Annotated in this window: 24 protein-coding genes and 1 tRNA gene; 9 read left to right on the forward strand and 16 right to left on the reverse strand. The window is 67.9% G+C overall.

All coding sequences use genetic code 11. The features are described from left to right. The first annotated feature begins 21 nt into the window (after positions 1-21). A tRNA-Pro gene (locus EYE42_RS03560) sits at positions 22-98 on the forward strand. 21 nt (positions 99-119) lie between these two features. Here EYE42_RS03560 and EYE42_RS03565 read toward each other — a convergent pair. From EYE42_RS03565 to EYE42_RS03585, 5 genes are read right to left on the reverse strand one after another with little or no spacing between them, the layout of a single operon-like run. Then, positions 120-1,046, reverse strand: a complete 927-nt coding sequence (locus tag EYE42_RS03565; RefSeq protein WP_130989946.1) for an AEC family transporter — start codon at positions 1,044-1,046, stop codon at positions 120-122. A 13-nt stretch (positions 1,047-1,059) separates the two neighbouring features. Continuing rightward, positions 1,060-1,311, reverse strand: coding sequence for a sulfurtransferase TusA family protein (locus tag EYE42_RS03570; protein WP_130989947.1), 252 nt, complete (start codon positions 1,309-1,311; stop codon positions 1,060-1,062). Continuing rightward, entirely contained in the window at positions 1,308-1,820 is a 513-nt protein-coding gene (locus tag EYE42_RS03575) for a DUF2478 domain-containing protein (protein WP_130989948.1), read from the reverse strand. Before EYE42_RS03575 ends, EYE42_RS03570 begins: the two co-directional genes overlap by 4 nt. Position 1,821: 1 nt before the next feature. Further along, the gene (locus EYE42_RS03580) at positions 1,822-2,445 is read right to left on the reverse strand and encodes a response regulator transcription factor (protein WP_130989949.1); all 624 of its coding nucleotides are present in this window, start codon (positions 2,443-2,445) and stop codon (positions 1,822-1,824) included. 21 nt (positions 2,446-2,466) lie between these two features. Next, positions 2,467-3,879: an ATP-binding protein gene (locus EYE42_RS03585; RefSeq protein WP_130989950.1), complete on the reverse strand. Its 1,413-nt coding sequence runs from the start codon at positions 3,877-3,879 to the stop codon at positions 2,467-2,469. On the opposite strand from EYE42_RS03585, the gene EYE42_RS03590 reads away from it, so the two are divergent. Genes EYE42_RS03590 through EYE42_RS03605 form a run of 4 tightly spaced genes read left to right on the forward strand, consistent with a single transcriptional unit; the run spans position 3,878 to position 5,973 of the window. Beyond that, on the forward strand, positions 3,878-4,330 hold the full coding sequence (locus EYE42_RS03590) for a GAF domain-containing protein (RefSeq protein WP_130989951.1): 453 nt from the start codon (positions 3,878-3,880) through the stop codon (positions 4,328-4,330). The genes EYE42_RS03585 and EYE42_RS03590 overlap by 2 nt on opposite strands. Next, entirely contained in the window at positions 4,323-4,703 is a 381-nt protein-coding gene (locus EYE42_RS03595; protein WP_130989952.1) for a GFA family protein, read from the forward strand. Before EYE42_RS03590 ends, EYE42_RS03595 begins: the two co-directional genes overlap by 8 nt. Further along, positions 4,700-5,326, forward strand: a complete 627-nt coding sequence (locus EYE42_RS03600) for a LysE family translocator (protein ID WP_130989953.1) — start codon at positions 4,700-4,702, stop codon at positions 5,324-5,326. Before EYE42_RS03595 ends, EYE42_RS03600 begins: the two co-directional genes overlap by 4 nt. Then, positions 5,323-5,973: a pseudouridine synthase gene (locus tag EYE42_RS03605; RefSeq protein ID WP_130989954.1), complete on the forward strand. Its 651-nt coding sequence runs from the start codon at positions 5,323-5,325 to the stop codon at positions 5,971-5,973. The genes EYE42_RS03600 and EYE42_RS03605 overlap by 4 nt, the downstream gene beginning before the upstream one ends. Before the next feature lie 19 nt (positions 5,974-5,992). On the opposite strand, the gene EYE42_RS03610 is transcribed toward EYE42_RS03605, so the two are convergent. Together EYE42_RS03610 and EYE42_RS03615 are read right to left on the reverse strand one after the other, a co-directional pair. Continuing rightward, positions 5,993-6,691: a fumarylacetoacetate hydrolase family protein gene (locus EYE42_RS03610; RefSeq protein WP_130989955.1), complete on the reverse strand. Its 699-nt coding sequence runs from the start codon at positions 6,689-6,691 to the stop codon at positions 5,993-5,995. Between the two features lie 52 nt (positions 6,692-6,743). Beyond that, positions 6,744-7,562, reverse strand: a complete 819-nt coding sequence (locus tag EYE42_RS03615) for an MBL fold metallo-hydrolase (RefSeq protein WP_130989956.1) — start codon at positions 7,560-7,562, stop codon at positions 6,744-6,746. Between the two features lie 170 nt (positions 7,563-7,732). Here EYE42_RS03615 and hmuQ point away from each other — a divergent pair, with 170 nt between their 5' ends. Next, positions 7,733-8,053 (forward strand): heme-degrading protein HmuQ, encoded by a 321-nt coding sequence (gene hmuQ / locus EYE42_RS03620; protein ID WP_130989957.1) that lies wholly within the window; start codon positions 7,733-7,735, stop codon positions 8,051-8,053. A gap of 10 nt (positions 8,054-8,063) precedes the next feature. Here hmuQ and EYE42_RS03625 read toward each other — a convergent pair whose 3' ends face one another. From EYE42_RS03625 to EYE42_RS03640, 5 genes are all read right to left on the reverse strand, one after another. After that, complete coding sequence (locus EYE42_RS03625; RefSeq protein ID WP_130989958.1) at positions 8,064-8,510, reverse strand: DUF1284 domain-containing protein; 447 nt, start codon at positions 8,508-8,510, stop codon at positions 8,064-8,066. Then, a complete protein-coding gene (locus EYE42_RS16135) occupies positions 8,507-9,010 on the reverse strand; it encodes a biotin transporter BioY (RefSeq protein WP_246020569.1) in 504 nt (167 codons plus the stop codon). The genes EYE42_RS03625 and EYE42_RS16135 overlap by 4 nt, the downstream gene beginning before the upstream one ends. Before the next feature lie 135 nt (positions 9,011-9,145). Continuing rightward, positions 9,146-9,784, reverse strand: coding sequence for a GntR family transcriptional regulator (locus EYE42_RS16140; RefSeq protein ID WP_211657890.1), 639 nt, complete (start codon positions 9,782-9,784; stop codon positions 9,146-9,148). A 39-nt stretch (positions 9,785-9,823) separates the two neighbouring features. Next, positions 9,824-10,369 (reverse strand): DUF924 family protein, encoded by a 546-nt coding sequence (locus EYE42_RS03635; protein ID WP_130989959.1) that lies wholly within the window; start codon positions 10,367-10,369, stop codon positions 9,824-9,826. A gap of 1 nt (position 10,370) precedes the next feature. Then, complete coding sequence (locus tag EYE42_RS03640; protein WP_130989960.1) at positions 10,371-11,312, reverse strand: pirin family protein; 942 nt, start codon at positions 11,310-11,312, stop codon at positions 10,371-10,373. 164 nt (positions 11,313-11,476) lie between these two features. On the opposite strand from EYE42_RS03640, the gene EYE42_RS03645 reads away from it, so the two are divergent. Next, a complete protein-coding gene (locus EYE42_RS03645; protein ID WP_130989961.1) occupies positions 11,477-12,997 on the forward strand; it encodes a VOC family protein in 1,521 nt (506 codons plus the stop codon). A 30-nt stretch (positions 12,998-13,027) separates the two neighbouring features. Here EYE42_RS03645 and EYE42_RS03650 read toward each other — a convergent pair whose 3' ends face one another. Genes EYE42_RS03650 through EYE42_RS03660 form a run of 3 tightly spaced genes read right to left on the reverse strand, consistent with a single transcriptional unit; the run spans position 13,028 to position 15,329 of the window. After that, positions 13,028-13,786 carry a VOC family protein gene (locus EYE42_RS03650; RefSeq protein WP_130989962.1) on the reverse strand — a complete coding sequence of 253 codons (759 nt, stop codon included), beginning with the start codon at positions 13,784-13,786 and terminating at the stop codon, positions 13,028-13,030. Further along, positions 13,783-14,340, reverse strand: a complete 558-nt coding sequence (locus tag EYE42_RS03655; protein WP_130989963.1) for an NADPH-dependent FMN reductase — start codon at positions 14,338-14,340, stop codon at positions 13,783-13,785. The genes EYE42_RS03650 and EYE42_RS03655 overlap by 4 nt, the downstream gene beginning before the upstream one ends. A gap of 47 nt (positions 14,341-14,387) precedes the next feature. Further along, positions 14,388-15,329, reverse strand: coding sequence for a ring-cleaving dioxygenase (locus tag EYE42_RS03660; protein WP_130989964.1), 942 nt, complete (start codon positions 15,327-15,329; stop codon positions 14,388-14,390). A gap of 106 nt (positions 15,330-15,435) precedes the next feature. Between EYE42_RS03660 and EYE42_RS03665 the strand changes: the two genes are divergently transcribed. Together EYE42_RS03665 and EYE42_RS03670 are read left to right on the forward strand one after the other, a co-directional pair. Beyond that, positions 15,436-16,344, forward strand: coding sequence for a LysR family transcriptional regulator (locus EYE42_RS03665; protein ID WP_246020570.1), 909 nt, complete (start codon positions 15,436-15,438; stop codon positions 16,342-16,344). Between the two features lie 139 nt (positions 16,345-16,483). Next, the gene (locus tag EYE42_RS03670) at positions 16,484-16,666 is read left to right on the forward strand and encodes a hypothetical protein (RefSeq protein ID WP_130989965.1); all 183 of its coding nucleotides are present in this window, start codon (positions 16,484-16,486) and stop codon (positions 16,664-16,666) included. A gap of 2 nt (positions 16,667-16,668) precedes the next feature. On the opposite strand, the gene EYE42_RS03675 is transcribed toward EYE42_RS03670, so the two are convergent. Then, positions 16,669-18,270: an alpha-glucosidase gene (locus tag EYE42_RS03675; RefSeq protein WP_130989966.1), complete on the reverse strand. Its 1,602-nt coding sequence runs from the start codon at positions 18,268-18,270 to the stop codon at positions 16,669-16,671. Between the last annotated feature and the right edge of the window lie 97 nt (positions 18,271-18,367).

The raw sequence follows: 18,367 nt of genomic DNA on the forward strand, positions 1-18,367 counted from the left end.
GCTACCTGCCCCACCTACGGTCGGAGCGTAGCGCAGCCTGGTAGCGCACCTGCTTCGGGAGCAGGGGGTCGGAGGTTCGAATCCTCTCGCTCCGACCAGTTTCCCCGAAATCCCTTCCTTCAGGCCTGTCCGATCAGCAGCATGATCAACGGGATCGTCACAATACTGCCCGCGGTCGAGATCAGGATGGCGGCTGACACCCGCTGTTGTGCCACGCCGAAATACTCGGCCAGGATATAGATAGTTCCTGCCACCGGCAGGGCGGATGTGGCGACCATGACGCCTGCGGCAACGGGCTCGACTCCGATCATCCAGGCTGCCAGACCCACGGCCAGGGGATGCAGTATCAGCTTGGCCAGGCTCAGCCAGGTCGATGCCGCCAGCCGTTGGATGCGCCGCCCGGCCAGACCCGCGCCGATGGCGAACAGCGCGCCGGGGGTGGCCGCAGCGCCCAGCAGCACCAGGAACTCGTCCAGCGGGCCGGGCAGGGGCAGGCGCATCTGTGCCCAGGCCAGCCCGGCCACCATCGACAGGACCATCGGATTGGCGACAATGCCCCGCAGGACGGGGATCACGCTGGCCAGACGCAGACCGCCGCTGCGACCGGCATGAATGATCAGGGTGATCAGCGTCGAAAACACCACCATGTCGATGGTCAGCACCATCAGCACCGGCCCGATGGCCTGTTCGCCCAGCAGCACAACCAGCATCGGCACCCCCAGAAACCCGGTATTGCCGATCATGCAGCACTGCGCCTCCATCGCGGATTCCGCCAGCGACAGGCCACGCGCGCGGGCCGTCATCATGCCGATCGCCCAGACCGCAAGCGACCCGCCCAGATAGGCCAGCACAAAGCGCGGGTCGAACAGCGCCGCCAGATCCAGCCGGGCGGCAAAGCGGAACAGCATGGCCGACAGGGCAAAATAGAACACGAACTTGGTCAGCCAGGCGGCCCCGTCCTGCGGAAAAAAGCGCGTCCGCGCTGCCAGCCAGCCCAGGCCGATCAGCCCGAAGAAGGGCAGGGTTTTCAGAAATACAGCCAGCATTGTCGGTGTCTGATCATCCCTGCTGGGCAGGGGTTGCAGGCCCCCGCTCGATAATGAATTCGGTCACGCCGTCGTCGTCGGCGCTGCGCTGGACGACCAGACGATGCCCGGCTTCTGCGCAGAAATGCGGCACGTCGAGGGCGGCCATGGCATCGGTCGCCAGCAGCGTGACCCGCGCGCCAACGGGCTGCGCCATCAGGGCCTTGCGCAGGCGCAGCACCGGCAGGGGGCATACCAGCCCGCGCGCGTCGACGACACGGCTCAAGATACGCCCGCGACCTGATCCAGGCACCACTCGGCCAGATCGTCGGGCGCCAGCTCCTGTCCCATGTCGCCGCAGAAGTCGGCGAATGCCGCGCGCTGTTCGGGCGGGACATGCAGCAGGACGGGGATGCCCTCGGCCACGGCCTGCGCGATCACGCTGCGAAAGCCGCGGCCCACCGCCTCTTGACGACCGAACTTGGGCAGGATCAGCAGTTCGGCCCCCGCCATGCGCGCCGCCACCCGGGCCGATGCGGTTTCCAGCGCCCCGGGATCGAGCCTGCATCCCGACGATCCCGCCCCCAGCGACTGCGAGATGCGGATGGGCCGACCCTCGTCACCGATCACCGTCACATCCATGTCGCAGGCGCAGTCGGCCCCCCGGTCGGTGTTCACCTGCACCGCGCCCGCCACCCGCAGCCCGGCATCGGCCAGCCGGACCGACAGGCGTTCCAGCAGCCGGTCGGCCCCGCCCGGCGGGGCATCCGTTCCCATGGTGAACCATCCCAGCATGTCAGACTCCGCTGTCCAGGGCGAATTTCATCAGCCCGTTGATTCCGTCCACCCCCAGCTTGCGCTTGAGCGCCGAGGAGGTATTGGCCGCCGTCTTGTAACTGACATCCAGTTCGTCTGCGATGGCCTGAAGGCTGAGGCCGCGCCCGATCAGCCCAAGCACCCGCCGTTCGCGGTCCGACAGCGCAGCCAGGGGATCGGCCGCCGCACCCGCCCGCAACGTCGCAAGCGCCATGGCATGCCGGGGGGACAGATAGAATTCGCCCGCCTCGAGCGTGCGCACCGCCTCGCGGAAATCGTCGGGCGGCGCATTCTTGGACAGAAAGCCCTGGGCGCCTGCCTGCAAGGCGCGGGCGGCAAAGCCGGTCTGGTCGTTCATGGAAAAGACCAGGATGCGCGCCTCGGGGGCGGCCGCCAGCAACGGCGCGACCAGATCAAGCCCGTTCGCGCCGGGCAGGCTGATGTCCAGAACGATCAGGTCGGGGCCAGGATCGCCGGCAATCTGGGACAGCGCCTCCTCGGCCGACATGGCCTGCCCGACCGGGTCGTATCCCAGGTCGCGCAGCAGGCGGCTGGCCCCCAGATGGGTGATCGGATGATCGTCGATCACAAGCGCGGATTTCATCGCATCCTCTTTGACGGGCCTTCAGTCGATCTGATGCCGGGGCAGGCTGGCCGCGATGGTGGTCCCCTGCGCGCCCGTGGACAAGGCCAAATCGCCGTCCAGCAGGGTGATGCGTTCGCGCATCCCGGTCAAGCCGGTGCCTTCGCGGCTGTCCGCCGCCATGCCGCGGCCGTTGTCCGATACCGTCATCCGCCAGTGCGCCGGGTCGGTCCACAATCGAACCGCGATGCGGCTGGCCCCCGCATGGCGCAGGGCGTTGGTAGTGCCTTCCTGAAGGATTCGGAACAGGGTCAGGGCGGTGGCCTCGTCGGGTTCGGGCAGGCCGGGCATCACGTCCAGGTCGATATGGGGGACGGCAAAGCGCCGCCGCAGGTCGATCACATAATCCGACAGCACCGTTGCCAGCGGCAACTGACCGATGGCCACCGGGCGCAGGTCGCCCAACAGCGCGCGGTTCACGCGCGCGATCTCGTCGGCGATGGCGGCGATGGCCTGGGCCTGGGCGGCGATGGCGGGGGTGGGCGCGGCCTTGTGCAGGGCGTCGGCCTCGACCCGCAGGCCGAACAGGCAGGGGCCCATCTCGTCATGCAGGTCGCGGGCGATGGCCTTGCGTTCCTCGTCCCCGCGGGTGACGACGCGGCGTTGCAGCCGGGCGCGATCGGCCTGCGCCTGTTGCAGGGCCCGGGCCAGTTCGTCCATCCCGGCGGCGACGCCCGCCAGGTCGCGCCCCGCCACCGGCCCGACCCGGGCCTTCAGGTCGCCCCGGCGCAGGGCGGCCAGACGGCTGGCGATGACGGCCACAGGGTGCAGCGCCTGCCGCGTGGCCAGCAGGATCAGGACGGCCTGCACCAGGGATGCCAGCGCGGCCAGACCCAGAAAGGCCGACAGGTCGCGCCAGGCCCGCGCGATCTCGGCGTCCGGATCGGTGGCGATGAAGACATAGCCGCGCGGGCGTCCGTCGATCATGACGGGCAGGCGGGTTTCGGAGGGATCGGGGGCCACCATCGCGGCGAACCAGCCGGGCGCGCGGGCAGGGGGCGTCGGGGGGGCGGGCGGGCGGCGCACCACGCCGTCCAGGATGTCCACCGTGCCCACCGCCACGTGGCGCGGCACCACCAGCCGTTCGGGCAGCAACTGCATGATCCGGTCGGGCGGCACCGATCCCTGCATGGTGCCGATCGTTGCAAGCACCAGGGCGCGGGCCGTTTCCGCCGCCAGACGCGTTTCGGCTGCGATGTCGCGGCGCGCGCTGTTCAGGCTCGCGGCCGCCAGGGTCACAAACAGGGCCGCCTGGACCGCTAGGATCACCAGAAGAATGCGCTGCGTCAGGCTGAGGCGGTTCATGGCGGGCAGAGTGACCGAGCCTGCGGCGCGCGTCAAATGGCGCGCTTGACGGCTTTTCGCGCCCGTTCCGGCGGCATAGAAGAGGCGCATGACCGATTACGACGCCCTTCATGCCCGCATCCGCGCCCTGACCGATGGCGAAACCGACGAGGTTGCGCTGATGGCGACCCTTGCCTGCGAGATCCACCATTCGGACGACCGCTTTGACTGGACCGGCTTCTACCGCGTGGCGGCGCCCGAATTGCTGAAGATCGGCCCCTATCAGGGCGGGCACGGCTGTCTGGTGATCCCGTTTTCGCGCGGGGTCTGCGGGGCGGCGGCGCGGACCGGGCAGGTGCAGATCGTGCCGGATGTGGACGCCTTTCCCGGCCATATCGCCTGCGCCAGTTCCACCCGGTCGGAAATCGTCCTGCCGGTCCGGGGCCGGGACGGGCGGCTGATCGGCGTTTTGGACATCGACAGCGACCGGCCCGACGCCTTTACACAAGACGACGCCGACCGCCTGGGCGCCATTCTGAAGGAGGTTTTCCGTGATGTCTGATTTCACCGGACGCTGCCTGTGCGGGGCGGTCACCTTTTCGGGCCGCTGGGGCGGCGATGACCTGCGCGCCTGTCACTGCGGCCAGTGCCGTCGCTGGTCGGGGCATGTCTGGGCCGCCGCAGGGACTGTGGATCTGGCGATCGCGGGGCCGGTCAGGTGGTTCCGGTCCTCGGACATCGCCGAGCGCGGGTTCTGCCCCGATTGCGGCAGCAGCCTGTTCTGGCGCAGGCAGGGCCGCGACCGGATCGAGGTGGCGGCGGGCACCGTCGATAATCCCACCGGCCTGCGTCTGGCGGGCCATATCCATGTGGCGGACAAGGGCGATTACTATGACATCGCCGACGGGCTGCCGTGCGAGGAGCAGGGCGGATGATCTGGGATAGCCTTGCCAACATCCCCGCCGCGCAACTGACCGCCTTTGTCGCGGGCGGGCTGGTGCTGAACTTTGCGCCCGGCCAGGACGTGTTCTTTGCCAGCGCCTGCGGCATCCAGGGGGGGCCGCGCGCGGGCGCGCTGGCGGGGATCGGCGTGGGCCTGGGCGTGGTGATGCATGTGGCGCTGGCGACGGTGGGGCTGGGTGCCCTTGTTGCCGCCCATCCCGAGGCGCTGCGCGCCATCAAGTATGCGGGTGCCGCCTATCTGCTGTGGCTGGCTTGGAAAAGCTGGCGGGCGGGGCCGGTCGATCCCTCGGCGCGCGGCAGCGTCCGGTCATGGACCATTGTCCGGCGCGGTTTCCTGTCCAACGCCCTGAACCCCAAGCCGGTGCTGTTTCTGCTGGCCTTCCTGCCGCAGTTCACCCACCCCGCCTGGGGGCCGGTCTGGCAGCAGATCCTGGGCCTGGGGCTGATCTTTGCCGTGACCGGCACGCTGGTGACGATGGGCTATGGGATCGTCGGGGGTCTTGTCGGACAGGTGATGGGGCGGCGAATGGGCCTGTTGAACAAGATCGCCGCCGTCATGTTTGCCGGGCTTGCGGTCCGGCTGATCGCCCGATGACCGCCGTCGCCTATAGGCCCCCCGATGGACAGCCGCAGGTTCTCCATGCCGACCACGAGGTTCTGGTGGTCGCCAAGCCCTCGGGCCTGTTGTCGGTGCCGGGCCGAGGCGAGGACAAGGAGGATTGCCTGATCAACCGCTTGCGCGGTGCCTTTCCGACGATCCTGCTGGTGCATCGGCTGGATCAGGACACATCGGGCGTGATGGTCTTCGGCCTGACCCCCCATGCGCAGCGCAACCTGTCGAAGCAGTTCGAGGAGCGCCGCGTCAAAAAGGTCTATGTCGCCCGCCTGGCCGGGCGGCTGGAGCCGAAAAACGGCAAGGTGGATCTGCCGCTGATCGTGGACTGGCCCAACCGCCCGCGCCAGAAGGTCGATCACGACGCGGGACGGCCGGCGCTGACGGAATGGCGGGTGATCCGCGCGGGTGACGACGAAACCCGTGTGCGGCTGTTCCCCTTGACCGGCCGCAGCCACCAGTTGCGGGTGCATATGGCCGCGACCGGCCATCCGATCCTGGGCGATCCGCTGTACGCGACAGGCCCGACCGCCGATCACCCGCGGTTGATGCTGCATGCCGAAAGTTTGCGATTTCGCCACCCCGACAGCGGCGTGCAGGCGACCTTCGGCCAGCCCGCGCCGTTCTGACGCCCCGTCGCGATCCGCCTCAGACGACCCGTGTGACCAGGGGCGTCAATCCCTCGATCATGACCGTGACGGTCTGACCCCGCATCGCCGCGCCAACGCCCGCCGGGGTGCCGGTAAAGATCAGGTCGCCCGCCGACAGCTTCACGAAGCCGGACAGATGGGCGATCACCTCGGCCACCGGCCAGATCATCTGGGACAGATCCGATTCCTGCCGCAAATCCCCATCGACCGTCAGCGCGATCCGGCCCCGGTCCAGCCGCCCCGTCCGGGCGACCGGGTGCAGGGGACCGCAGGCCGCCGACAGGTCGAACCCCTTGGCCAGATCCCAGGGCCGCCCGGCCCGTTTCGCCTCGGCCTGCAAGTCGCGCCGGGTCCAGTCGTTTCCCGCAGCGTAACCCCAGATCAGATCCCCGGCGCGGTCTGGCGCCACGTCCGATCCGCCCGCGCCAAGCGCCACGACCAGTTCCGCCTCGAAATGCAGGTCGTCGGTCCGGGGCGGATAGGGCAGGACCGCATCCCCGGTCAGCAGCGTGTCGGCGGGCTTGGAAAAGAAGAACGGCGGCTCGCGATCCGGGTCGTGGCCCATTTCGCGCGCATGGTCGGCATAGTTGCGCCCCACGCAATAGATCCGGCGCACCGGAAAGCGCCTGTCCTCGCCATGGACAGGCAAGGACGGGATGGCGGGCGGGGGGATCACGAAACGGTCGTCGGCGGGCATGGGCATGGTCCGGTTGTTGCGCCGGCCACAGTGTTCGGCCCCGCTGTTATCGTCAAGGCCAGCCACGGCCCGACGACACCGGGTCCAGCACCACCACCGTTGGCCGATCGGGCAGGCTGCGCAGGGATACCACGTATTCGCTGCTGCCAGGCCGCTCGACCGCGAACTGTTCCGACATGCCCGTGACAAAGGTTTCCAGCCGGGCCGGTCCGAACCAGTGCATCGGAATCACCACCGAGCTGTTCAGACGGCTGACCACGCGCATCATCGCCGCCTGTTCCATGGTATAGCTGCCATCCACCGGCACCAGCAGCACATCCACGCGGCCCAGCATGGCATATTGCTGGTCGGTGGGTTCGTGATGCAGATGCCCCAGATGGCCGATGCACAGGCCCCCCGCTTCGAAGACGAAGATCGAATTGCCGTTTTCCTCGACGGCGCCAAAGGACCGGATGTCGGTCGGCACATTGCGGATCAGCGCATCGCCCACCGTCAGGTAATGGTCGGCCCCGATGCCGAACTGGCTGGACCAACCGCGCAGGACCTGGGGAATGCCCTGGACCGCGTCGGTCCAGTGGGTGGAATGGGCGTGATTCATCGTCACCACATCCGGGGCAGGCGCGCCCTGCGGAAGGGCGCCGTTATAGTCGGTAACGATGTCCACGCCGCCCTCGGTCTGGATCAGGAACATCGCGTGGCCCAGAAACGAAAGCCTGACGGACCGTTCGGGCACCGGGTCGGACCAGGCGGCCTGCTGGACCCGTTCGGGCCCGCCGGCGATGGCGATGCAGTGGCTGGGACGTCGGTCCTGCGCCTGTGCCCCATGGGCGAATGTCATCAGCAGGGCAGCGGCGATCAGGGCAAGGCGCATGGGATGTTCCCTTCTGCGGTTGGGTGCCGAAGACTAGCGCGAATCCCCCCTGCGCCCAAAGCCCGGCTGCACCGCCGGCCTCACATCCGCGTGACATGCACGCCCTGGGCTTTATGAATGGGAAGGGATGCCCGCAAGATCGCCAGCCATACCCTTGAAAGGACCTCTCCATGTTCATCGCCATGAACCGCTTTACCGTGCCGGTCGAGAATGCCGAGGCGTTCGAGGCCATGTGGCTGGACCGCGACAGCCGGCTTTCCGAACTGGCGGGCTTTGTCGAATTCCATATGCTGAAAGGCCCCGAAGAAAACGGGCGCCGCCTTTATGCCTCGCACACCGTCTGGGAATCCGAGGATCACTTTGTCGGCTGGACCCGCAGCCAGCAGTTCCGCGACGCCCATGCCGGGGCCGGCGGCACGCGCAAGCTGTATGACGGATCGCCCCGGTTCGAGGGGTTCACCGCCATCCAGCATATCGGGCGCACGGGATAGGCCGCGCCGGTCAGGGTTCCATGCGGGCCGGCCGGCAGGCCGAGAGGATCGCCGCTCCATAGCCATCGGCGGCAATGTCGCGGCACAGGCCGGACCAGCCGCAGCCCCCGCAGGCGCCGCGCAGCGCGCCGGTGGCAAATGCCTTGCGCATATGCGCAAGGGTCGCGGCGTCAAGCACCAGTTCATCCCCGGGCCGCACCGGACGGCCCAGCAGGGCGGCGATATCCCGGGCTGCCCGCCGGTCGCGCCGTGCCACGCTGTCATCGTGGCAATGGCAGGCGGGGTCGCCCAGCATCGGCGCGCAGACCTCGTCGGGGCCGCGTTCAAGGGTGATGCTCTCGCCGTTCGCGATGCGCCGGGCGATCGCCGTGAACCCCGCCGTGAAGGCGGGGCTGTATCCCTTGCCCGCATAAGTCAGCAGGCAGAGCAGGTGATGGGCGCGAAGCCGGATCGTCACGTCCTGCGCGCACGGCCCAGTTGCCGCAGCGCAAGCGCACCCACCGCCGATTTGAGCACCCCGCCCAGCACAAAGGGCAGAACGCCGTGGGTGATCGCCGCGTCCCAGCCGATGCCCTGCGCCAGCCAGGCCGCGCCAAGCGCAAGGCAAAGCAGGTTTCCGGCCAGCATCGACAGGAATGCCAGGCCCGGCCGGTCGCCATTCCAGCCGCGTTCGGCCAGCCAGCCGATCAGCGCGGCCATGACCGGAAAGGCCGCCAGGTATCCGGCAGTCGGTCCTGCGAAATGCGCAAGTCCCCCCGCGCCCCCCGCCAGCACCGGCAGGCCCAGGGCCGCCTGTCCCAGCCAGGCCAGCACGGTCGCAGTGCCCAGCCGCCAGCCATAGAGCGCCCCGATCATGGCCACGGCAAAGGTCTGCATGGTGATCGGCACCGGCACCATCGGTACCTCGATCCGCGAGGAAATGGCCAGCAGCACCGTGCCGAAGGCAAGGGCCGCCAAACGGAAGGCCTGGGAGCGACTTTGAAGGTCGAGGGGGCTGAAGGCGGTAGAATTGAACACGAACGAACCTCATTCCTTGATTATAGATAATTTTCGATTCACGGTGGCAACATCCTGCCAGGATTATCTATCAAATCAAGAAGGGATCTTCAGGCCTGTTGTCTTTGGCTTCTGCCCGCTGGCCTGGATGTGGCGGGCCAGAACCATTGCCGCCCTGTCCGGGTCCCTGGCGCGCAGGGCGTGAAGAATGGCGCGGTGGTCGCGGTCTGTCGGTGCCTCCCATTCCGCGCGCCACCCGGAAAACAGGAACCGCGCGCTGGCGACATGCAGGTCGTCGATGGACTGCAACAGCCGCGGCATTCCGCACGGGCCCAGGATCAGCCGGTGGAACAGCCGATTGGCCTGATCCCAGGTCTCCACATCCGCCGCATTGTCTCCGGCCCGGATCGCGTTTTCGGCCTGGTCCAGAACGGCCGGGGTCAGATGTGGGGCGGCATGGCGCAGGGCCAGCATTTCCAGCGCGGCGCGCATCTCGGCCACCTCGCGCACCTCGGCGGCGGAAAAGCCCGCCACGCGGAATCCCCGCCGGGGTTCGTTGACCGCAAGGCCCCGGCTTTCCAGTTGCCGGAACGCCTCGCGCACGGGGACATGGCTGGCGCCGAATTCCGCGGCGATGTGATCCTGCCGCAGGCGTTCACCCGGGGCGATCCGTCCCGACACGATGCGGGCGGCCAGTTCGCGGCTGATGCGGTGGGCAAGGGGTTCCGGCGGCATGGATTCCAGATAGTCCCGCCAAGGTCCGTCGTCCAGCCGTCAGAAGCCCTTGTGCGTTTTCAGGAATTCCTCCTCATCGGGCGTATTCGGCCGATCCAGCAACGCATTGCGATGAGGAAAGCGGCCGAAACGCTCGACGATCTCTCGGTGGCGGATTGCATAGTCAAGATAGTCTGGAATGCCCAGGGCCTCGAACAGTTCGACCGAGCGGGTCTGGTCGGGCAGATCCTCGCTGTGTTCGAAAGGCAGGTACAGAAAGACCCGCCGCGCCGCGTCGATCTGCCGGTCGAAGCCCGCCTCCACGGCGGCGCGGGCATGGTCCAAGGCGATGTCGTCTGATTCGAAGGCCCGCCCGCTGCCGCGAAAGATGTTCCGCGGAAACTGGTCCAACACGATGATCAGCGCCAGCGCGCCGTCGGGGGTGGCGGCCCAGTTGTCCAGCTCGCGCCGATGCCCGGCATGATAAGTGTCGGCGAACCGGTGGCGGATACGATCGTCGATCATGTCCGACTTGGCGAACCAGTGCGGTTGCATGGCGTCCGAGAACCAGAAGTCCAGCACGTCCTGGGCGGTCCTGATGGTCATGTCATGTCCTTTCCGGCAGGGGGATATGCTCGGCCCGGTCGGTGGGCGGCAGGTCGAACAGGCCCTGTCCCCAACGCTCGGCCCGCCACTGGCGTTTCGCCTCGTCGATCCGCTCGCGCGAGGAGGCGACGAAGTTCCACCAGATATGGCGTGGCCCGTTCAGCGTCTCGCCCCCCAGGGCCATCAGCCGCGCCCCCCGGTCGCCGGCCTGCACGGTGATCGCATCGCCGGGGCGGAAGACCATCATCTGCCCCGCCGTGAATTCCTGTCCGGCAATCCGGATGCTGCCCTCGGTGACATACAGTCCCCGATCCTCGTGATCGTCGGGCAGGGGAAAGCGGGCTCCCGGATCCAGCGTCACGTCCAGATAGAAGGTGTCGGAATACAGCGTGGCCGGCGCAGTCTGGCCATAGGCGCGGCCCAGGATCAACCGCGCCTGAATGCCGTTGTCGCGGATTACCGGCAGGGCGTCCCGGCCGTGGTGTTCAAAAACCGGCGCCATGTCCTCGTGGCTTTCGGGCAGGGCGATCCATGTCTGGATGCCCAGCAGGCTGCTGGGGCCCTGGCGCACCGCCTCGGGGCTGCGTTCCGAATGGGTCACCCCGCGCCCGGCGATCATCCAGTTCAGCGCGCCGGGCGTGATGATCTGATCGGCCCCGGTGCTGTCGCGATGCTGAAAGCTGCCGCGATAGAGATAGGTGACGGTGCCCAGTCCGATATGGGGGTGCGGGCGCACGTCGATGCCCTGGCCCGTCAGGAATTCGGCCGGTCCCATCTGATCGAAGAAGATGAACGGCCCGACCATCTGGCGCCTGGGCGCGGGCAGGGCGCGGCGCACCTCGAAACCGCCCAGGTCGCGGGCGCGGGGGATGATCAGGGCTTGGATGGCATCCGGGCCGATCTCGTCGGGGCAGCCGGGGGTCAGGGCGGGGTTCCAGCTCATGGCGTTTCTCCGGGCGGGACATGGGTATCATAGGATCGATGGGGCGGAACGCGAACCGGAATGTGGTTTGGAAAAACCGAACGCCGCGTTGCCCGGCGCGCCGCTGGCGCCGAAGGGGCAGGCACCGCATCTTTGGCAAGAAAGCTTTGCATAAGGAGCGCGCCATGAGCAGCGGAATCCACCACGTCACGGCGATCACCGGCGACGTTCAGGCCAATGTCGATTTCTGGATGGGCTTCCTGGGCCTGTCTCTGGTCAAGCAGACGGCGGGGTTCGAGGATGCGGAACAACTGCACCTGTTCTATGGCGATCCCGATGGTTCCCCCGGCAGCCTGGTCAGTTTCCTGGTCTGGCAGGGCGGCGCGCCGGGCCGGGTGGGCCATGGCCGGGTGGCGGAAATCGCCCTGGCCGTTCCCCGGGTCCGGATCGGCGACTGGCTGACGCGTGCCATGCAGCGGGGCCTGCGCGTCGAGGGGCCGGGCCGCGAATGGGGCGAACCCGTGCTGCGGCTGCGCGATCCCGATGGCATCATCGTCAAGCTGGTGGGCACGGATGCGCCCGATACCGCCTGGCCTGCCGCCCCCCTCCGGCTCCGCGCGGTGACGATCTGGTCCGAGGATCCTGACGGGACCGCGGCATTCCTGGGCCGCTATGGCTATCGCCCGGGTCCGCAGGGCGGTGGGGTAAGGCGGCTGCTGTCGGACAGGGACGCCATCGACATCCGCAACGCTGCGGGGTTTCTGCCGGGCGTTCCGGGAACGGGCGTCATCGACCATGTGGCGCTGCGGGTGCCCGATCTGGCAGCCCTGCATGGGCATCACGATGCCTTGCGGTCAGCCGGCGCGGCGAATGCGGTGACGGTTCATGACCGCCGGTATTTCACCTCGCTCTATGTCCGAGAGCCGGGAAATGCGCTGATTGAACTGGCGACCGACGGACCGGGCATGGCGGTGGACGAACCGGCCCGGGCCCTGGGCCGGACCCTGGTGTTTCCCCCGCATGTCGCAGACAGTGACGAGCTGCGCCTGCGGCTGCCACAATTCGCCCGTCCGGGCGAGGAAAGGATAGCGATGAGAGATCTGCCCTTTGTTCATCGGTTGCACCGGCCCGACAGGCCGGACGGATCTGCGATGGTGCTGCTGCACGGCACCGGTGGATCCGAGACGGACCTGATGCCCCTTGCCCATCGGATCGCGCCCGACGCCCTGCTGCTGGGCCTGCGCGGCCGTTCGGCCGAGGAAGGCGTGGCGCGGTTCTTTCGCCGCCTGACGATGACCACCTTCGATCAGGACGACATCCGGGCCGAGGCTGCCGCCTTTGTCGCCTTCTGGCGGGGCGCCCTGGCCGCTTATGATCTGGATCCGGCGCGGATCACGGTGATGGGATACAGCAACGGCGCCAACTTCGCGGGCGCGGTGATGGGGTTGCATCCCGGACTGATCCGGCGGGCCATCCTGATGCGGCCGATGGCGGTGCTGGACGACCTGCCGCAGGTCGATCTGGGGGGCGTGTCGGTGCTGACCCTGAGGGGCGCCCGCGATCCCTATGGTCCCCATGCGCCGCGGCTGAACGACTGGCTGGCAGCAGCGGGCGCCGATCTGGACGCGCGGGTCGTTCAGGCCGGGCACGACCTGACGGCGGATGATCTGACGGCAGCCACCGGCTGGATGGGCGTTACCGGATAGGCGCCTGTCCGAAGGGGGGCGCCACCCCGATCAGACGAACCGGAACCGCGTGCCCCAGGGATCGGCGATGGTTTTGCCCGCGTGATCGGGGTCGGCGATGACGATCTCGGCCAGGCCGGTCATCTGCGGATCGCGCGTCCCTGCGCCGCGGCTGTTCCAGATGTTTCCCGCAAGATGGTGGTGATAGCCGTTCCAGCCGTACCAGGCCCCGCCAGGGCCGTCGAAAGTCCGCGTCAGGCCCAGATTGCCTGCGAAAAACCCGTCCGCCCGGTCCAGGTCGCCGACTTGCATGTGGACATGTCCAACGGTGCTGCCCTGGGGCATCGCGGACCAGGGCGCGTCAGCCTCCGCCAGCAGATTGTTCAGGTCCAGACGGTGGGTGAACATCTGGATGCGGTCGCCATGGCGGCTCCACTGTTCGGGCGAACGATCGCAGTAAATCTCGATCCCGTTGCCCTCGGGATCGTCCAGATACAGGGCCTCGCTGACGCCATGATCGCTGGCGCCGGACAGCCGGGTGCCGCTGTCTGCGGCATGGCGCAGCCAGCGGGCCAGGGCCGCGCGGTCGGGCAGCAGAAAGGCGGTGTGAAACAGCCCCGCCTGACGCGGATCGCGAGGTTTGGCGGCGGAATCGCGGCGCAGTTCCAGCAGAATCCGGTCGCCCGCGCCCAGATGCGCGGTTTCGCCGTCGCCGCCCAGGGGCGTCAGACCCAGCACATTGCGATAAAAGGCCGCCATGCCGGGCAGGTCGCGCACCGTCAGGGCCACATGGTCAATAGAGGGGGTCATGCCCGGTCCTTTCCTGCCACGCTGGCTGAGAAGCCCACGATGAAATCGGCCACCATCTGGCGGGTCTTGTCGTCGGTCAGGCTGCCGTCCGCATCGAACAGTCCACCTGCGCGCGACACCATCAGCCGCCCGTCCCACCAGGGCCGGGTCCGCAGGGTGCGCAGCACCGGCCACCAGTGCGATTGCGCCTGCGTGGTCCCGAACCCGCCGGGCGAGGCGCCGATAACGGCCACCGGCTTGCCCACGAACAGCGCCAGCCCGTCGCCACGCGACATCCAGTCGATGGCGTTCTTGAAGACGCCCGGAATGCCGTTGTTGTATTCGGGCGTCGCCAGCAGCAGCCCGTCGGCCTGCGCAAGCTGTTCGACCAGCCGCGCGACCGCCGGGGGCGTGCCATGGGCGGTTTCCAGGTCGCCATTGTAAAGCGGCACCCCGGATATGTCGCCGATGACGACGTCCACGCCATCCGGCGCCGCGTCGCGCGCGGCCCGCAGCAGGCCCGTGTTGATCGAGGCGCGGCGCAGGCTGCCCGACAGGCCGAGGATGATGGTCATGCGGAAACTCCTGACGGGACGGGGACAGGGTGCCCCCGGCGCGGGGTTCAGTCCAGCGGTTTCAGCCCCGCCTCGATGGCGGCGCGCCGGCTTTCCAGAAAGGGCGGCAGGGACAGGCCCTGGCCCATCGTGTCGCGCGGCTCGTCCACGTCGAAGCCGGGGCCGTCGGTCGCCAGTTCGAACAGGTTGCCGCCCGGTTCGCGGAAATAGAGCGAGCGGAAGTAATAGCGTTCCACCTCGCCCGAGTTGGGGACGCGGAAGCCCCGCACATGGTTCGTCCAATCGGTCAGCGCGGCGGTATCGGGCACGCGGAAGGCGACATGATGGACCCCGCCCGCGCCCTGGCGGGCCGTCGGCAGGCCGGGCTGGACCGCGACATGCAGTTCGGCCGCCGCGCCCCCGTCGCCCATCTGAAAGACATGGACCTGGCCTTGCCCGTCCGGGCTGGCATAGTCGCGGACGCGGGTCATGTTCATGACGCGGGTCAGCACGGTTTCGGTCGGGGCCAGGTCGGGAACGGAAATGGTGATCGGGCCAAGGCCGCGGATCTGGTGTTCGGCAGGCACCGGGCTTTGGTCCCAGGGCTGGCCCGCGGGGTCGGACGCGGCGATCAGGCGCAGGCGCTGGCCTTCCGGGTCCTCCACGTCCAGGCTGGCGCGGCCGTCCAGGATCGTCACCGCGCCGGTGGAGACGCCAAGGTCGGTCAGGCGCGCGGCCCACCAGTCAAGGCTGTCTTCCGCCACGCGCAGCCCGGTACGGGTGATGGTATGGGTGCCGCGCCGTTCGCGGGCCGTGGGCCAGTCGAAAAAGGTGATGTCGGTGCCCGGCGTGCCCGCGCCGTCGGCGAAGAACAGGTGATAGGCCGAGGTATCGTCCTGGTTCACCGTCTTCTTGACCCGGCGAAGGCCCAGGGATTCCGTGTAGAAGCGGTTGTTGCCGGCCGCGTCGGCGGTGATCGCGGTCAGGTGATGGATTCCGGTCAGTTGCATGAAGCGCCTCCTGTGTTGGCCCCAATATGGCGCATGGCGGGCGTTCGTTGCACCCGCCATGCAGGCAAAGCGGCGTTCGATTCTTGCGAACGGGGGTCCGGCCGCTATGCTGTCCCCGATGGACTGGACGATCAGCGACATACGCACATTCCTGGCAGTGCTGGACGCGGGCAGCATATCGGGCGCCGCGGCGCGGGCCGACCTGTCGAAATCCGTGGTCAGCAAGCGGATCAGCGATTTCGAATCCGCCCTGGGCGTGGCGCTGTTCGTGCGTCATGCGGGGCGGATCACGCCCACGGACGCCGCGCTGGCGCTGGCCGATCGGCTGCGCCCAGCCCTTGCCGAACTGGTCGCCGCCACCGAAAGCGTGGGCGCTGAGGTCGAGTTGCGCGGACGGCTGGCCATCGCCGCGCCGATGAGTTTCGGCATCCGCCATCTTGGCCCGGTGATCGCCGGTTTCGCCCGCGCCCATCCGGGGCTGGAGATGGTGCTGGATTATGACGACCAGTTGGCCGACCTGGGCCGGGCAGGGTTCGATGCGGGGCTGCGCATCGGCGATCTGAAGGACAGCAGCCTGATGGCCCGACGCGTTTGCGAGGATCCGCGCGTGTTGGTGGCAAGCCCGGACTACCTGGCGCTGCATGGTCCCATCGACAGGCCCTCCGACCTGGCGCGGCATCCCGCCATCGGCTATCTGAATGCGCGGATGGGCGATCTGTGGCCCTTTGCCGAGATTTTGCCCCCGCCCGTGGGACGGATCACCGCCAACAACGGCGATGCGATCCGCGATCTGGCGATTGGCGGGCTGGGTCTGGCGCTGCTGCCGCTGTTCATTGTCCATGATGCGCTGCGCGACGGGCGGCTGGTGCGCCTGCTGCCCGGCCTGCCGCAGCGCCCGCTGCCCGTCAGCGTGATCTGGCCGCCGGTCCGGCCGATGCCGCGCAAGACCCGCGCCTTTGTCGATCATGTGGCGGCGGCATTTGCAGGAGCGCCGCCCTGGCAGGCGGGGTTGTGAGGGGGCAAGGCCGGAGGACTTCACGTCACCCCCGGCCTGCCGCATGGCGTTCATCGCGGGAAAACGTCCAGTGGACCTTTTTCCGGGCACGCTTCACCCTGTGTGAAATTTGAACCAAGGCAAAAGCGGGAGTTTAAAGATGCTGGTTGATCCGAATGCCCCGTTTTTCCGGAGCCTGTGGGTGCGCATCCTCTGCGTGGTCGTGCCGCTGGCCTGGGCGGGGGTCGAGCTTTATACCGGCAACCCCTTCTGGGCGCTTTTGTCGGGGGCTGCCGGGATGTATCTGGCGTTCGAGCTGTTCGTGCGCCGCAGGCCGGATTGACCTCAGGCCGACAGGCCGACCGTTCCGTCCAGCCACGCAAAGCCGTTGGCCGGCAGGTCCAGCACCTTTCCCGACAGCGTGGCCCGCGATGGCCCGACCAGGGCCGCATTGCCGGACAGGTTGAGGCTTGCTGCCGTCCTGGACAGGTTGAATACGCAGGTCAGCGACCGGTCCTCGAAGCAGCGATGAAAGGCCAGGATCGGTTCGGGCAGATCCAGAAACGATGTCTCGCCCCACCGCAGGGGGGGCTGCGCCTTGCGGAATGCGATGGTCGCGCGATAGGCCGCCAGAACGCTGTCGTTACGCCCTTGCTGGCCCGCCACGGCGCGCGCGGCCTGCGGTTCCTTGACCGGCAGCCAGGGCCTTGCGTCGGAAAACCCGGCATGGGGGCTGTCGTCCCAGACCATCGGCGTGCGGCAGCCGTCGCGGCCCCTGACCTCGGGCCAGAAGCGCAGGGCCGGGGGGTCGGTCAGTTCGACGTATTCCAGTTCGGTTTCAAGCTGGCCCAGTTCCTCGCCCTGGTACAGGCAGATGGTGCCGGGAAAGGACAAAAGCATCGCCGCCGCCTGCCGGGCGATGGCCTCGGGGCTTTCCGCATGGGGCAGCCAGCGGGTGACATGGCGGAACACGTCGTGGTTGGAGAACGACCAGCAGGCATGGCCGTCGGGCGCACCGTCATGGACCCCCTGTATCGTGTGGCGGAAATGCCGGGCGGTGAACTCGGCGCTCAGCATCTCGAAGCTATAGCACATGTGCAGCCGGTCGCTGCCTGCCGTGTATTCCGCCATGATGCGGATCGAGGTGTCGCCGCCGTCGCCGACCTCACCCACCATCATGCGGGCGTCGTATTCGTCGGTCAGCCGACGCATCCGTTTCAGGAAGCCGATGTTTTCCGGCCGGTTCTTGGAATAGACATGGCGCTGGAAGCCATAGGTGTCCGGCCCGGTGTGATCGGGATTGGGCGGGTTGCTGCGTAGCCGGGTGTCGTGGAAGTAATAGTTCACGGTGTCCAGCCGGAACCCGTCCACGCCGCGTTCCAGCCAGAACCGCATCGATTCGAGCAGCGCGTCCTGCACGTCGCGGTTCCACAGGTTCAGGTCGGGCTGTTCGATCAGGAAGTTGTGCAGGTAATACTGGCGCCGCTGCGGCTCCCATTCCCACGCGGGGCCGCCAAAGACCGAGGGCCAGTTGTTGGGCGGCGTGCCGTCGGGATTGGGATCAGCCCAGACATACCAGTCGGCGCGGTCGTTGTCGCGGTTCCTGCGGCTTTCGGCGAACCAGGGGTGCAGGTCGCTGGAATGGCTGATCACCTGGTCGATGATGACCTTCAGCCCCAGATCGTGGGCGCGTGCCACCAGCGTATCGAAATCGGCCAGCGTGCCGAACAGCGGGTCGATGTCGCAGTAATTGCTGACATCATAGCCCATGTCCTTCATGGGAGAGGTGAAGATCGGCGACAGCCAGATCGCATCCACCCCCAGGGAGGCGACATGATCCAGCCGGCGAGTGATTCCCGGCAGATCGCCCACGCCGTCGCCGTTGCTGTCCTGAAAGCTGCGGGGATAGATCTGATAGATCACCGCGTCGCGCCACCATTCCGTCATCCGGATCTCCTGTCTGGTCCGTGCCGGGTCGATTGAACACGACCGGGGTGGCAACAGAAAGGGGCTTTCGGCGTTAGGGATCGATTGCCCTGTTGCG

It is taken from the genome of Paracoccus subflavus, from assembly GCF_004310345.1.
In the GTDB taxonomy this organism is placed as follows: Bacteria; Pseudomonadota; Alphaproteobacteria; order Rhodobacterales; family Rhodobacteraceae; genus Paracoccus; species Paracoccus subflavus.

What these genes read in the sequence shown, in the direction of transcription:
- EYE42_RS03615 (WP_130989956.1), bottom strand. Translation starts at nt 7,562, where the DNA reads ATGCGCCTTGCCCTGATCGCCGCTGCCCTGCTGATGACATTCGCCCAT.
- EYE42_RS03595 (WP_130989952.1), top strand. Translation starts at nt 4,323, where the DNA reads ATGTCTGATTTCACCGGACGCTGCCTGTGCGGGGCGGTCACCTTTTCG.
- EYE42_RS03675 (WP_130989966.1), bottom strand. Translation starts at nt 18,270, where the DNA reads ATGACGGAATGGTGGCGCGACGCGGTGATCTATCAGATCTATCCCCGC.
- EYE42_RS03590 (WP_130989951.1), top strand. Translation starts at nt 3,878, where the DNA reads ATGACCGATTACGACGCCCTTCATGCCCGCATCCGCGCCCTGACCGAT.
- EYE42_RS03650 (WP_130989962.1), bottom strand. Translation starts at nt 13,786, where the DNA reads ATGACCCCCTCTATTGACCATGTGGCCCTGACGGTGCGCGACCTGCCC.
- EYE42_RS03580 (WP_130989949.1), bottom strand. Translation starts at nt 2,445, where the DNA reads ATGAAATCCGCGCTTGTGATCGACGATCATCCGATCACCCATCTGGGG.
- EYE42_RS03640 (WP_130989960.1), bottom strand. Translation starts at nt 11,312, where the DNA reads ATGAGCTGGAACCCCGCCCTGACCCCCGGCTGCCCCGACGAGATCGGC.
- EYE42_RS03605 (WP_130989954.1), top strand. Translation starts at nt 5,323, where the DNA reads ATGACCGCCGTCGCCTATAGGCCCCCCGATGGACAGCCGCAGGTTCTC.
- EYE42_RS03645 (WP_130989961.1), top strand. Translation starts at nt 11,477, where the DNA reads ATGAGCAGCGGAATCCACCACGTCACGGCGATCACCGGCGACGTTCAG.
- EYE42_RS03655 (WP_130989963.1), bottom strand. Translation starts at nt 14,340, where the DNA reads ATGACCATCATCCTCGGCCTGTCGGGCAGCCTGCGCCGCGCCTCGATC.
- EYE42_RS03660 (WP_130989964.1), bottom strand. Translation starts at nt 15,329, where the DNA reads ATGCAACTGACCGGAATCCATCACCTGACCGCGATCACCGCCGACGCG.
- EYE42_RS16140 (WP_211657890.1), bottom strand. Translation starts at nt 9,784, where the DNA reads ATGCCGCCGGAACCCCTTGCCCACCGCATCAGCCGCGAACTGGCCGCC.
- EYE42_RS03610 (WP_130989955.1), bottom strand. Translation starts at nt 6,691, where the DNA reads ATGCCCGCCGACGACCGTTTCGTGATCCCCCCGCCCGCCATCCCGTCC.
- EYE42_RS03600 (WP_130989953.1), top strand. Translation starts at nt 4,700, where the DNA reads ATGATCTGGGATAGCCTTGCCAACATCCCCGCCGCGCAACTGACCGCC.
- EYE42_RS03565 (WP_130989946.1), bottom strand. Translation starts at nt 1,046, where the DNA reads ATGCTGGCTGTATTTCTGAAAACCCTGCCCTTCTTCGGGCTGATCGGC.
- EYE42_RS03575 (WP_130989948.1), bottom strand. Translation starts at nt 1,820, where the DNA reads ATGCTGGGATGGTTCACCATGGGAACGGATGCCCCGCCGGGCGGGGCC.
- EYE42_RS03585 (WP_130989950.1), bottom strand. Translation starts at nt 3,879, where the DNA reads ATGCGCCTCTTCTATGCCGCCGGAACGGGCGCGAAAAGCCGTCAAGCG.
- hmuQ (WP_130989957.1), top strand. Translation starts at nt 7,733, where the DNA reads ATGTTCATCGCCATGAACCGCTTTACCGTGCCGGTCGAGAATGCCGAG.
- EYE42_RS03670 (WP_130989965.1), top strand. Translation starts at nt 16,484, where the DNA reads ATGCTGGTTGATCCGAATGCCCCGTTTTTCCGGAGCCTGTGGGTGCGC.
- EYE42_RS03665 (WP_246020570.1), top strand. Translation starts at nt 15,436, where the DNA reads ATGCTGTCCCCGATGGACTGGACGATCAGCGACATACGCACATTCCTG.
- EYE42_RS03635 (WP_130989959.1), bottom strand. Translation starts at nt 10,369, where the DNA reads ATGACCATCAGGACCGCCCAGGACGTGCTGGACTTCTGGTTCTCGGAC.